This window comes from Thermoanaerobaculia bacterium (assembly GCA_035717485.1).
Classification (GTDB): domain Bacteria; phylum Acidobacteriota; class Thermoanaerobaculia; order UBA5066; family DATFVB01; genus DATFVB01.
Genome location: DASTIQ010000210.1, coordinates 1 through 13088, shown reverse-complemented (window position 1 = coordinate 13088; position 13088 = coordinate 1). Strand labels below are relative to the sequence as shown.

The window sequence follows — 13088 nt, the reverse complement described above, 5'->3', positions numbered from 1 at the left end:
CGGGCGATCGAGATCCGCTGGCGCTGGCCGCCGGAGAGCTTCACGCCGCGTTCTCCGACGATCGTGTTCCAGCCGTCCGGGAACTTGTCGGCGAACTCGTCGACGCGCGCGATCGCGCCGGCCCGATGGATCTCCTCGTCGGTCGCTTCGGGACGCGAGAAACCGACGTTCTCGCGGATCGTCCCGTCGAAGAGGAAGGACTCCTGGAGAACGACGCCGAGGGCGGCCCGGTACGAGTCGAGACGGACGCGGGACAAATCGACGCCGTCGACGAGGATGCGTCCGGCGGCCGGCTTGTAGAAGCCCGCGACGAGGCCGATGATCGTCGACTTGCCCGATCCCGAGGATCCGACGAGAGCCGTGACCGTCCCGGGCAGCGCTTCGAAGCTCACGTCCTTCAGGACCGGCTTTTCGGGATCGTAGGCGAAATCGACGTGCTCGAACCGGATCGCCCCCGCGATCGCCGGCAGGACGATGCTCCGCTCGGGATCGGCGTCCTCCGGCCGCTCCGCCAGTACCTCGTGCGTGCGCTCGAGCCCGGCGATCGCCTCGGTGATCTGCGTGCCGATGTTGACGATCTGGAAGATCGGCGCCACGAGGTAGCCGAGAAACATCGTGTACGTGAAGAACCCGCCGAGCGTGAGCGTTCCCGCCATGATCTGTCGCGCGCCCATGAACATCACGGCGGCTCCGACGATCCCCATGAGCGCGGTCGACGAGAGGCTCATCACGGAGGTGGCCGTGAGCGTCTTCAGGACGTTTCCGAGGAGCCGGCCGACTCCCTCGGCGAAAACGCCCTCTTCCCGCGTCTCGGCGTGATAGCCCTTGACGACGCGGACGCCGCCGAGCGTCTCCGTGAGCCGTCCGGTCACTTCCGCGTTGATCTTTCCGCGCTCGCGGAAGATCGGCCGGATCGTGACGAACGCCTTCTTCAGTCCCAGCGAGAAGAGCACCAGGCACGAGAACGCGAAGAGCGTCATCGTCGGGCTGATCCGGATGAGCACGACGAAGGCGATGACGGCGGTGAGGAGGCCGCCCGCGAATTCGACGAGCCCGGTGCCGACGAGGTTCCTCACCCCTTCGACGTCGCTCATGATGCGCGCAACGAGCGTTCCGGTCTTGTTCGCGTCGTAGTAGGCGACCGGGAGCCGGCCGACGTGCGCCTGCACCTTCCGGCGGAGCTCCGCGATCAGCCGCTGCGCCTCCTTGGAGAGGAGCTGCGTGAGCGCGAAGGACGTCGCTCCCTGGACGAGGGTCGCGCCGAGCACCGCCAGCACGATCGGGACGAGGAGCGCCATCCGATGCTTCAGGACGACGTCGTCCACGAGGAACTTCGTCGACGCGGGGAGGACGAGCCCGGAAACCCGGTTGACCGCCATCAACAGGAGGCCGAGGCCGAGGAGCGCGCGCCGCGGCCGGATCAGCGCCCAGAGATCGGGCCAGACCGTCCGGAGCCGCGCGGCGGCGGGAGCTTTCTTTCCGGATTCGGCGGTCATGAGCGGCCAAGATTAGCAGGTGCCGGCCGCGATGTTTCGAGCCGCGGCCTCGTGGTGCAAACGGATCTGCCGTTGCCCGCGGGCGGCCGCCGATAATCCGGGAAACCCCGGGAAGGAGGTCTTCCGTTGGCTCGAGTCGAACGTCCGGTCCGGAAGGCACCGGTGCCGGCGGTCCCGTCCCCCGAGAGCGGAGGCGTGTCTCTCACGCGAAAGGTGGAGGCGGCGCTCGCGCTCCTCGTCCTCGCTCTGCTCGGAGCGGCAATCGCGTCGGTCTCGACCACGCGCGAAGCGGTCGCGAGCGAGCGGTGGGTGGCGCACTCGACGGCGGTCCGCGCCGCGCTCACCGAGCTGATGCTCGCCGCGACCGGCTACGAGTCGGCCGCTCGGGGATACGTCGTCACGGGGGATCCCCGGCATCTCGACGCGTCCGCGGACGCGCCGTCCCGCTGCCGGGCGCGAATCGCCGAGCTTCGGGTGCTCGCCGCGGCGGATCCCCCGCAGCGAGAGAGGCTCGAACGTCTCGTGCCGATCCTCGAGGAAAAGCTCGCCTGGGTCCGACACGTCGTCGCGGTCCGAACGGATCGGGGCGTCGACGCGTCGGCGGGGCTCGTGAAGTCGGACACCGGGCGACAGCTGATGGGCCAGGTGCGGGCGATCGTGTCGGAGATGAGCGAGGCGGAGGCGCGCGCCCTTCGGCGGCGATCGGCGTCGCACGCGGCGGCGGCTCGGCGCGCCCAGACGCTCGTCGCGACCGCGACGGCGCTCGACCTCGCGCTCGTCGTCGCCGTCGTCCTCGTCATCCGGCGGGACGTCACCGGGCGGCGTTCGGCAGAAGCGGCGCTTCGTCAGGCGGCGGTGGCCGACCCCCTGACGGGGATTCTCAACCGGCGCGGCTTCCTGGAACACGGGGCGGATCTCGTCGCGCTCGCGGAACGGTTCGACCGGCCCGTCGGCCTTTTTTTCGCGGACCTCGACGGCTTGAAACGAATCAACGACACCTTCGGCCATGCCGGGGGCGACCGGGCGCTCGCGGCGGCCGCGCAAATCCTGCGGGCCACCTTCCGGAGCTCCGACGTCATCGCCCGCTGGAGCGGAGACGAGTTCGTGGCGCTCGCCGTTTTCGACCGGAGCTCCGACCGCGACACGATCCTCGAACGCCTCGAGCGGCAGCAGGAGTCGTTCAACGCCGCCGGCGGACTTCCCTTCGCCGTTTCGCTGAGCATCGGCGCGATCGCCGTCCCTCCCGCCGCCCCCCTCCCGGACCTGGTGGCGGAGGCCGATGCGGCGATGTACCGGCGAAAGCGCGGACGTTCGAGCGAGGTCGAAGCCTCGCGGTGAAGGGGTTCTTCCGGTTTTCCGTCCGGCCCGGCCGTCCCTCCCGGCCGAGCGATCGCGTCCCGGGTGTACGATCGGAAGGTCGACTGGAGGAGCTCCGATGAAGATCTATCTCGTCGCTCCCCGCAATCCCGAGTCGTTCTGGACGTTCGACCGGATCCTCCCGAGCCTCCACAAGAGCTGCGTCTTCCCGAATCTGTCGCTCCCGACCGTCGCCGGCATGACGCCGCCCGGCCACGACGTCGTGCTGTGCGACGAGAACGTCGAGGACGTCGACCTCGAGACCGACGCGGACGTCGTCGGGCTGACCGGGTACGTCATCCACAAGAACCGGATCCTCGAGCTCGCCCGCGAGTTCCGCCGCCGCGGAAAGTTCGTCGTCGCGGGCGGTCCGTTCGCCTCCCTCTGCCCGGAAGAGCTCCGCGGGGAAGTGGACGTGGTGTTCGTCGACGAGGCGGAGTACACGTGGCCCCGCTTCCTCGAGGATTTCGCCGCCGGGAAGTGGCAGCCGGAGTACCGGCAGGACGAGAAGCCGAGCATGCACGACTCCCCCCGGCCGCGCTTCGATCTCCTGAAGATCGACCGGTACCGCACCATGACGATCCAGTTCGCGCGCGGCTGCCCGTACAACTGCGAGTTCTGCGACATCATCGTGATGTACGGCCGGAAACCCCGGACGAAGACGGTCGCGCAGGTGATGGCCGAGGTCGTCGAGATCCGCCGCCTCGGGCTCCACAACATCTTCGTCGTCGACGACAACTTCATCGGCAACAAGAAGGAGGCGAAGCAGCTTCTCCAGGCGATCGGGGAGTGGCAGCGCCGCGAGGGTTTCCCGATCGAGTTCATGACGGAAGTGACGCTGAACATCGCGCAGGACGACGAGCTCCTCGCGCTGATGCGCCAAGCGAACTTCACGACGATCTTCATCGGCATCGAATCGCCGCGCGCCTCCAGCCTCCAGGAGACCCACAAGACGCAGAACCTCCGCGAGAACCTCCTGGATTCCGTCCATCGCATCCAGCGGGCGGGCATCGCGGTGATGGCGGGAATGATCGTCGGGTTCGACCACGACGACGTCTCGATCTTCGAGGAGCAGTTCCGGTTCATCCAGGACGCGCGCATCCCGATCTCGATGACCGGAATGCTGAACGCGGTCCCGAAGACGCCGCTGTACCGGCGCCTCCAGGAAGCCGGCCGTCTCGTCGCGCAGTCGGTCGGCGACCAGTTCGTGTTCACGAACATCGTCCCGCAGGGGATGTCGCGCCGCGAGCTCTACGACGGGTACGGGCGCCTCCTGCGCCGCCTCTATGCCTACCGGAACTACCGGCGCCGCGTGATGCAGCTCCTCCTCCACAAGGGGAAGAAGATCGAGACGAAGCTCGTCACGAGCCGGGAGGATTTCCGGATCTTCCTTCGGGTCGTCCGGGACTGCGTCGTGGAGGCGTCGCCGCGTCGGGCCTGGATGACGGTCTCGCTGATGCTCGAAACCCTCCTCCGGCGCCCCCGGGCGATCCGCGAGGCGGTCACGTTCGCGCTGATGCACAAGCACCTCTACGAGTACATGCGCGACACCTGCCGGCGCCTCGAGCAGCTCGCCCGGGAGATCGCGCCGGCGCCCGACGGGGCCGTTGCCGCCGGAGCGCTCGAGACGTCGCCGCCGCTCGCGTGAAGCTCGCCGACCTGATCCCGGTCCTCCAGACCGCGATCGGCCCGGTCATCCTCGTCTCGGGCGTCGGACTGCTGCTCCTCACGATGACGAACCGCCTCGGGCGGATCATCGACCGGACGCGGCAGCTCGCGCGGGAGCTCCGCTCCGCCGGCGGATCCGACACGGAACGGGCGAGGGCCCAGCTCTCGATCCTTCTTTCGCGCGCCGCAATCGTCCGGGCGGCGATCACCGCGGCCGCCCTCAGCGTGCTGCTCGCCGCGATCCTGATCATCGTGATCTTCGTGAGCGCGCTCCTCGGAAGAGGTCCGGCGGCCGCGGTCGCCGCGCTCTTCGTGGCGTGCATGACCGCGCTCATCGTCTCGCTCGTCCTGTTCATCCGGGACGTGAATCTGTCGCTGCAGGCGCTCCGCCTCGAAGTCGGGTAGGTCGGGCCTCCGCCCGTCGCTACTCCGTCCGGAGAGCGGAGACCGGATCGATCCGTGCGGCGCGGCGCGCCGGAAGCCAGCTCGCGACGAGGGTGACGGCGACGAGCAGCATCGCGACGCCCGTGAACGTCGCCGGGTCGTGCGCGCCGATTCCGAACACCAGGCGGCTCAGGACGCCGGTCAATCCGAGGGTCGCGACGACGCCGCCCGCGAGCCCGGCCGCGCTCGCCGCGAGCGCCTCCCGGAGGACGCCGGCGAGCACGCGTTTTTCGGAGGCGCCGAGGGCCATCCGGATCCCGACCTCGTGCGTGCTCTGCGAGACCAGCGAGGACATGACGCCGTAGATTCCGGCGATGGAGAGCAGGAGCGACAGCGATCCCAGGATGGCGAGGAGCGTGGAATCGAAGCGGCTCCGGGATGCCGAGTCGGCGAGGATCTCGTCGATCATCCGGACGGAGTCCAGCGGGACGTCCTTCTCGCCGCCGCGGATCGCGGCCGAGAGCGCCGCGAGGGAAGGCGCGCTGCCCGGCCGCAGCCGGATCGCCATGATCATCACTCTCGGAATTTCGTCGGGAGCGGGAGGGTGATAGGCCTGCGGGATCGCCGGCTGCCGCAGCCCGAACTCGCGTACGTCGCGTGCCACGCCGACGACCTCCCACCAGACCGGATCCTTCTCTCCCCATTCCCAGGTGAAGCGGGCGCCGAGCGGGTCCCCGTCTTCCCAGAACCGGTGTGCCATCGCTTCGTTGATCACGGCCACCGGCCGGTTGGCGTCGGCGGGAGCCAGGGGCCGGCCGCGGACGATCGGGATCCGGAGGGTCTCGAGGAAGCCCGCCCCGACGGCGTTGTTTTCGACGCTCGGCCCGGCTTCCCGCCCGGGGTTCGCCCGCCCCTGGATCTGGACTTCGCCGTTGTAGCCGCCGAGGAGTGGCAGGCGCCGCCCGATGGCCGCGCTCTCGACGCCGGGAAGGGCGCGCACCCGTTCGACGGCGCCGTCGAAGAAGGCGAGAACCCGTTCCCGTCGGTCGAACCTCCCGGGCAGCGCGATCCCGACCGTCAGCACGTGGCGGGGGTCGAAACCGAGATCCTGCGCGAGCAGGGCCGCGAGGCTTCGGAGCGCGAGTCCGGTCATGAGGAGAAGAACGAACGCCGCGCCGATCTCGAGAGAGACGAGGCTTCGCCGCAACCGGGCGCCGCGCGCCGCCGTCGTCCGCCCTCCCTGCTTCAACGCCTCGGCGACGTTCAGCCGCCAGGCGTGCCAGCCCGGAGCGCCTCCGAAGACGATCCCGGTCAGGAGGGCGAGGCCGGCCGCGAAGCCGAAGACCCGGAAGTCGAATCGCACGTCCGCGGACGGCGGAATGTATCCGGGAGGGGCGACCGCGAGGAGCAGGACCTGCAGGGCGCGACCCACGACGAGGCCGACGGCCGCACCGAGCGCCGCGAGAAGGACGCTCTCCGTCAGCAATTGACGGGCGACGCGTCCCGCGCCCGCCCCGATCGCCTTCCGGGTCGCGATCTCGCGGTGGCGCCGCGCGGCCTGGGCGAGAAGGAGATTCGCGACGTTCGCGCAGGCGATCGCGAGGAGGAACCCGACGGCGGCGGCGAGCAGCACGAGCATCGTCTCGATGTTCCGGCCGACGAACTTCTTCAGCAGAATGACGTGGGCGCCGCGATTCCGGTTCGTGTCCGGATAACGCTCCGCGAGCGCCGCCTGGAGCGAAGCCATCGCCGCCTGCGCCTGGCCGAGCGAGACTCCCGGTTTGCGGCGCGCGATCGTCCACATCCAGTGCTCGCCGCGCGAGGCGCGGTCGCCCGTGGCCGGAAACCGGATCGGGACGAAGAACTGCGGGTTCGTCCAGATCGTCGGCGGGTGAAAATTCTCCGGCAGCACGCCGATGACTTCGTACGGTTCGCCGTCGAGCGTGAGCGTCCTTCCGAGGATCGCCGGGTTTCCTCCGAACGTCTGCCGCCAGAGCGCATGTCCCAGAACGATCGTTCTCTTCTCGCGGCGCACGTCGTCGGCGTCGAAGAGACGACCGGCCTCGGGACGCGCGCCGAGGAGCGGGAAGATCTCCGCGGAAGTCGCCCATCCGTCCAGGCGGCGCGGCTCGCCGGTCCCCGTCATCGTCAGGTGGGCTTCGGTACCGGCCGCCATGGAATCGAACACCCGCTGGCCCCGCAGCCAGTCCCGGTAATCGGGGCCGCTGACGGAGGCGGTCGGGATGCCGCTCGTCGTCTCCCAGACGATGACGAGCCGGCCCGGTTCGGGATAGGGGAGCTCGCGCAGGACGATCGCGTCGAAGATGCTGAAGATCGCGGTGTTCGCGCCGATCCCGAGCGCGATCGTTCCGACGGCGATGGCGGTCACGAGCCGATTCTTCGCGAGGAGCCGCGCGGCGAACCGAAGATCGCGGCCGAGCGTGCCGAGAGCGGATTCCCACGCCGCGTCCCGCCATCCCTCCTTGACGGCGTCTCGGCTTCCGCCGAGCTCCAGCCGGGCGGCGCGGAGCGCCGCCTCCGGCGTCATTCCGTCGCGCTCTTTCCTCTCCGCGGAAATCTGGAGGAAGCTCTCGAGCTCGCGGTCGAAGTCCTCCTCCCGCCCGCGTCTCCGGAAGAGATCCCGGACTCCCGCGAAGAATCGCCTCATGACGCTACGCTTCGAGAATCCGGCCGATGGCCGCGACCTGGCGCGCCCATTCGCGCCGGTCTTCCTCGAGCTTCCTCCGCCCCGACGCCGTCAGGCGGTAGTACTTCGCCTGACGGTTGTTCTCGGTCGCCCGCCAGTCCCCCTCGATCCAGCCGGCCCGCTCGAGGCGGCGAAATGCGGGAAAGAGGGAGCCGGGATTCAGATGGAATACCCCCCGGCTGATCTGCTCGATGCGGACGGAAATCCCGAAACCGTGGAGCGGCTCGAGCGCGAGCGTCTTCAGGATCAGCATGTCGAGCGTGCCCTGGACGAGGTCGGTCACGGATCTCCTCCTCTCGACGAGCGAGAGGAAGGATAAGCCTCTCCTCTCGATTGTCAAGAGGAGGCGGACGGCCCGAGAACGACGGTGCCTGCTACTTCTTCCCGGGCCGCCGGAAAACGCGGAGAGGGAGGATCAGCAGGAACACGGCGATGACGAGGAGGACGAGCTTCAGCAGAGGAAATCCCATCGGATCAGTCCCGCCCTCCACCGTCGCGAGGGCACGCGCGAGATCGCCGCGACGTCATGCGCGAGACTGTAGCGGAAAAAAGAAGAAGAGCCGGCAGCGGAGCGTCCGCCATAAAACGAATGCGGCATCCGTGAAGGATTTCGTGAAATGGGATTTCGCAACCGCGGGCCTGTGGTATACGGGATGCGGCCATCCGACATGCGGAAGCGCTCCGGCTCCCCGCGATTCCCTCTGATTGCCGCCTCGGCGATCGGGGCACTCGTCTCCGCCGTCTGCTCGGCGACGCCGATCTCCTCCCTGCACCGCTCCGGCCCGGCCCGCGTGACGATCCGCGGCAGCGGAAACGCGATTTCGGTCGACCGGAGCGAGCCACCGGAGGAATTCATCGACGCGGAGGACGAACCCTCTCCGGCGGTTCTCGACGAGGCCATCGGAATGAAGGAGTCGGGAACGACGGACGACGCGCTCGTGGGGTACCTCAAGGCGCATCGCGCGGAGCTTCCCGCCCTGGTCGATTTCGACACGCTTTCGGCCCTTCGGCGGGCGGGAGCGGGCCGGAACGTCGTCACGTATCTCGCGAGTGTCGCGGCCGTCGAGGTCGGACCGACCGGCGCCGAGGGGACGAACCGCGAGGAGCCCGTTTACCGCGCGCCGGAAGATTACGGGCCCGGCGAAGGGGAGATGAGCAACGCGCTTCCCGCGTGGCTCGGATGGGGCGGCGGCGTCATTTCCGAGCCCGGTCGAGGCGGCCTTCACCGGCACGCCTTTCATCCGGGGCGCGGCGGTTTTCCCCGCGGAATGCACGGGAAGCCGATCGTCGCTCCCCGGATGCCCGGCCGCCCTCCGCGGCGCTGAGGACGGATCGCGCGATGGGCGGCGTCAGCGGCGCACCGCGGGGATCACTACCTTACAGAGGAGAACGCCTGAGGAAAGGCCACCGCGGGGCGAACCGCCTCGCTCGCTAGTAGCGGGATTCGATTCGCCGGTCCGGCACCAGCCACATCAGGGCGACGGCGACGTAGATCGCGATCGAGATCCGCCGGTCGACGAACGCCGCGGGAATCGCGGCCGCGTACAGCACGATCGAAGCCTTCCCCTTGAGGTCGCCCTGCACGGCGGCGGCGAGCCTCGATTCCGGTCCCTGCGACCGGATGATGGACGTCTGGAGAACCGTGTACGCGATTCCCGCGAGGAGGAGGACGACTCCGTAGAGGGATGTCGGCAACGGCGCCGCGCCGTTTTCTCCCATCCACGCGGTGACGAAGGGAACCAGCGACAGCCAGAAGAGGAGATGCAGGTTCGCCCAGAGGATCTTTCCGTTGACGCGATCGACCATCTGGAGCATGTGATGGTGGTTGCTCCAGTAGATCCCGAGGAAGACGAACGAAAGAACGTAGCTGAGGAAGACGGAAAGGAGCGGCCTTAGGTCGGCGAAAGAGGCGCCGCGCGGGACCTTCAGCTCCAGGACCATGATCGTGATGAGGATCGCGATCACTCCGTCGCTGAACGCTTCGAGCCTTCCGCGGTGCATCGCGGCGAGCTATCGCGCGCGCTCGAACGCGCGGACGAAGGGCGCGTCGAACTCGGCCTCGATCGCCGGGCCGCCCGTCCGGGTGTCGTCGATCGAAAGGCGTCCGGCGAGGCGTCGGGCGTCGTCGGCCGCCGCGACGAACGCGGCGGGAACCGTCGTCCCGGAATACTGCGTCTTCTGCCCGTCGAGCGCGATCCAGTAGTTCAGCCGGGGCCCGGCGTCGAAATCGACCTCCAGCCCCTCGGTCACCGCCGCGTCCACGCATGCCATCGTCTCGCAGCGCGCGATCGCCGGACCGAGATCGGCGGGGGAGAGCACGAGACGCCGGATCCTCTTCTTCTCGTCGACCGCGTCGGGACCGCGGACGGCCGCGGCATAGCGGAGAACCCGTCGGGCGCCGCGGTAGTCGATCGTTCCCCGCGCTCCTCCCGGAGGCGGCCCGCCCGGCCCGGCCGGCATCGCGCGGGCGGCGGCCGCGAGCCAGACCGCCGCGATCCCGATCTTCCGGATTTCCGCGCGAAACACGGCGGGAGGCTATCACCGCGCGCGCCCGACCCTCGGGGCGACATCGCGGAGCGCTGATACAGTAAGGCATCGCGCCGATGCGGATCCTGCTGTTCAGTGACAGCCTCTATCCCGAATTCGTCGGAGGAATCGAGCGGCGCAACGCCGATCTCGCGGCGGCGCTCGGCCGGCGCGGCCACGCGGTCACGCTCGCCGGATTCGGGCGAAGCGACGGGCCCTCGGCGGCGGGCGTTCGGGTGCTCTCGCTCGGCGGCAACCGCCCGCTCTATTCGGCGGCGGGCTCCCGGGCGGCGCGTCCCGCGATCGGGTTGGCACGCGCGGCCTGGCGGATCCCGCTCGGCGACTACGACGCCGTCGAGACCTCGAACGTCCCGTTCGTTCATCTCTTTCCGCTCGCGGCCCGCTGCGCGTCCGCCGGAAAGCCGTTGCTGGTGAGCTGGTACGAGTACTGGGGAAGCTACTGGAACTCTTACGCGGGGTTCCGGGCGCCGTTCTACCGCGCGGTCGAGCGGGTGTCGGCGCAGATCGGCGACGTCGTCGCATCGAGCGCGCTCACCGCGGGTCGCCTCGCGCGCCGCCTTCGCCGTGACGTTCCGGTCGTTTCCTGCGGCACGGACGTCGACGACATCGCCGCGGCGGTCGCCGGCGTCGAGGAGGAGCCCGGACGGGTCATCTACGCGGGGCGCCTGCTCGCGCACAAGCGGGTCGACCTGCTGCTCGACGCCGTCGCGGCGATTCCGGTCGCTCGTCTCGTCGTGTACGGGGAGGGGCCGGAGCGCGAGTCGCTGCTTCGGCGCGCGTGCGGCCTCGGGATCACCGCCCGGGTCGAGTTCCGCGCGCCCTCGCCGGACCGCGCCGAGCTGTGGCGCGAAATCGGAAAATCCGCCGTCGCCGCGCAGCCGTCCTCCCGGGAAGGATTCGGGATCTTTCCGCTGGAAGCGCTCGCGGCGGGCGTCCCGGTCGTCTACGTCCGGTCGGAGCACAGTGCCGTCGAGGAGGTCGTTCGCCACGGAATCGAAGGAGTGCGGACGGAGCCGGACGCCGCCGCGCTCGCGCGCGCGATTGCCGGACTCCTCGACGACGGTCCGGCGCGCCGGTCGATGGGAGCCCGGGGACGCGCGCGAGCCGGTGAGTATCGGGCCGACCGGTCGGCGGCCGCCGTCGAGGAGGTCTTCGAACGGCTGCTCGGCCGCCGGCGGGTCCGCGGCGGCGCCGAGCCCGGGCGCCGCGACTCGGCCGCGTAGCGCCGGCCGGCGAAGCGGGAACGATGATCGCCCGCCTGCTCGCGATCCTCCTCGTCTCGGCTCTCGCCGCTTACGGTGCCGGGACGGTCCTGCCCGCGACGCTCTTCCGGTCGGCGGCCGAGCGCGTCGGCCTGCGCATCGCTGCCGGGCTCGCGCTCTACGCGACCCTCTTTTTCGCCCTCGCCGCGGCGGGGAGGCTGCGGCTCGCGGAGCTCCTGGGCGCGGCCGCCGCCGGCGTCGTGGCGGCGGTCGTGCGCGGGAAGGATTTCCGGGTGCGCCCGCCGCGGCGGCCCCTCGCGGCGACAGCGGTCGCCGCGGCGATCGCCGGGGCGTTCGTCCTGGCTCTCTATCCGCCGACCGCCTTCGACGAGACGCTGTACCACCTGCCCACCGTCGCCGCGTTCGCCGCGTCGGGGCGAATGCCGTTCGTCGCCTCCCTTCGCGTGCCCGTGTTTCCCAACGCGGCCGAGGCTCTCGAGGTCCCGCTGTATCTTTTCGGCGGCGACGTCGCGACGCACTTGCTGGCGCTCCTCGCCACGATCGCGACGACCTTCCTCGTCTTCGCATCCGCGCGCCGCGACGGGGAGACCGCCGGATGGCTCGGCGCGGCGATCTTCCTCTCCTCGCCGATCGTGATCCATCTCGCCTCCACCGGTTACGTGGAAGCGCCGCTCGCCCTGTTCTGCTTCGGCGCCTGGATCGCGCTCGACCGGGGGGAATCTCCGGGGGCGGGGAGAATTGCGCTCGCCGGCGCGCTCGCGGGAACGGCGGCCGCGGTGAAGTACCTGGGCCTGCCGTGGGTCGCGGGAATCGGGCTCGCGGCGGCGGCGTTGTCGGCGCGCGGCACGAGGCTTCGCGCGGCGGCGGTCTGCGCGGCGGTTTCCGTCGCCGTTCTCGGGCCGTGGTATCTCCGGATCTTCCGGGCGACCGGCAATCCCGTCTTCCCGTTCCTTCCGGGCGTCTTCGGACACTCGGCCTGGGATCCCGTGGGGCTTTCCCATGCGGGGGTCGCCGCCGGTCTGCGGGACCTCGTCCGGGTTCCGTGGGACACCCTCTTCGCGCGCGGCCGGCTCAATGCCCAGCCGCCCTTTTCTCCCTGGTTCCTCGCCGCCTCGCCCCTGCTCGCCTGGCTCGCGGTCCGCGATCGCCGGGCGCGTATCGCGGCGGGGGCGTGCATCGCCTGGGGGATCGTCTGGCTCACGATGCCCCGCGATTCCCGCTACCTGGCGATTCTCCTTCCGGTCGTGAGCGTCGAGACCGCGCGCGCCGCGGTCGCCGCCGCCGGCCTTCTCCGGCGGCGCATCGCCCCGGCCGCGGCGGCGCTCGCGCTCCTGCCGGGGATCGCTTACGCCGGGTACGGAATCGCCCGGCAGGGCCCCGTTCCCGAGGACGCATCGGCGAGAGCGCGTTATCTGACCGCAAGAGTCCCGGGTTACGCCGCCGTCGCATTCCTCGACCGGGCGGCGCCGAACGCGACGGTCTTCGTCTGCGGCGGCGAACAGCTCCGGGCGTACTACTCGGGAACGATGATCGGCGACGTCTCCGGAATCGCGCGTTACGACGAGGTGCTTTCCCTTCCCGACGGCGGCGCGCTCGCCCGGCGCCTCGATGCCCTCGGTGTCCGGTACGTCCTCAGGGTACGGAAGGCGTGCCGCGCTCCCGTTCTCGACCGCGTCGACTTTCCGTTCCGGACGGTCTATTCGGACG

General features: G+C 70.1%; 11 protein-coding genes. 6 read left to right on the top strand and 5 right to left on the bottom strand.

Annotated elements, in window-relative coordinates; translation table 11 throughout:
* The coding region (locus tag VFS34_11135; protein ID HET9795008.1) for an ABC transporter ATP-binding protein at positions 1–1496 on the bottom strand (1496 nt) is incomplete at its 3' end.
* Positions 1497–1691: 195 nt separating this feature from the next.
* On the opposite strand from VFS34_11135, the gene VFS34_11130 reads away from it, so the two are divergent.
* From VFS34_11130 to VFS34_11120, 3 genes are all read left to right on the top strand, one after another.
* Positions 1692–2834, top strand: coding sequence for a diguanylate cyclase (locus VFS34_11130; protein ID HET9795007.1), 1143 nt, complete (start codon positions 1692–1694; stop codon positions 2832–2834).
* 97 nt (positions 2835–2931) lie between these two features.
* Complete coding sequence (locus tag VFS34_11125) at positions 2932–4500, top strand: B12-binding domain-containing radical SAM protein (GenBank protein HET9795006.1); 1569 nt, start codon at positions 2932–2934, stop codon at positions 4498–4500.
* Positions 4497–4925: a DUF2721 domain-containing protein gene (locus tag VFS34_11120; protein ID HET9795005.1), complete on the top strand. Its 429-nt coding sequence runs from the start codon at positions 4497–4499 to the stop codon at positions 4923–4925. The genes VFS34_11125 and VFS34_11120 overlap by 4 nt, the downstream gene beginning before the upstream one ends.
* 19 nt (positions 4926–4944) lie before the next feature.
* Here the strand turns inward: VFS34_11120 and VFS34_11115 are convergent, their stop codons facing one another.
* Both VFS34_11115 and VFS34_11110 read right to left on the bottom strand, forming a co-directional pair.
* A complete protein-coding gene (locus VFS34_11115) occupies positions 4945–7572 on the bottom strand; it encodes an ABC transporter permease (GenBank protein ID HET9795004.1) in 2628 nt (875 codons plus the stop codon).
* A 4-nt stretch (positions 7573–7576) separates the two neighbouring features.
* Complete coding sequence (locus tag VFS34_11110) at positions 7577–7894, bottom strand: PadR family transcriptional regulator (GenBank protein ID HET9795003.1); 318 nt, start codon at positions 7892–7894, stop codon at positions 7577–7579.
* A gap of 385 nt (positions 7895–8279) precedes the next feature.
* On the opposite strand from VFS34_11110, the gene VFS34_11105 reads away from it, so the two are divergent.
* Positions 8280–8936 carry a hypothetical protein gene (locus tag VFS34_11105; GenBank protein ID HET9795002.1) on the top strand — a complete coding sequence of 219 codons (657 nt, stop codon included), beginning with the start codon at positions 8280–8282 and terminating at the stop codon, positions 8934–8936.
* A gap of 106 nt (positions 8937–9042) precedes the next feature.
* On the opposite strand, the gene VFS34_11100 is transcribed toward VFS34_11105, so the two are convergent.
* Positions 9043–9612, bottom strand: a complete 570-nt coding sequence (locus VFS34_11100; protein HET9795001.1) for a TMEM175 family protein — start codon at positions 9610–9612, stop codon at positions 9043–9045.
* A 9-nt stretch (positions 9613–9621) separates the two neighbouring features.
* Positions 9622–10137 carry a hypothetical protein gene (locus VFS34_11095; GenBank protein ID HET9795000.1) on the bottom strand — a complete coding sequence of 172 codons (516 nt, stop codon included), beginning with the start codon at positions 10135–10137 and terminating at the stop codon, positions 9622–9624.
* A gap of 77 nt (positions 10138–10214) precedes the next feature.
* On the opposite strand from VFS34_11095, the gene VFS34_11090 reads away from it, so the two are divergent.
* Together VFS34_11090 and VFS34_11085 are read left to right on the top strand one after the other, a co-directional pair.
* Positions 10215–11381: a glycosyltransferase family 4 protein gene (locus tag VFS34_11090; protein HET9794999.1), complete on the top strand. Its 1167-nt coding sequence runs from the start codon at positions 10215–10217 to the stop codon at positions 11379–11381.
* A gap of 23 nt (positions 11382–11404) precedes the next feature.
* The coding region (locus VFS34_11085) for a hypothetical protein (GenBank protein HET9794998.1) at positions 11405–13088 on the top strand (1684 nt) is incomplete at its 3' end.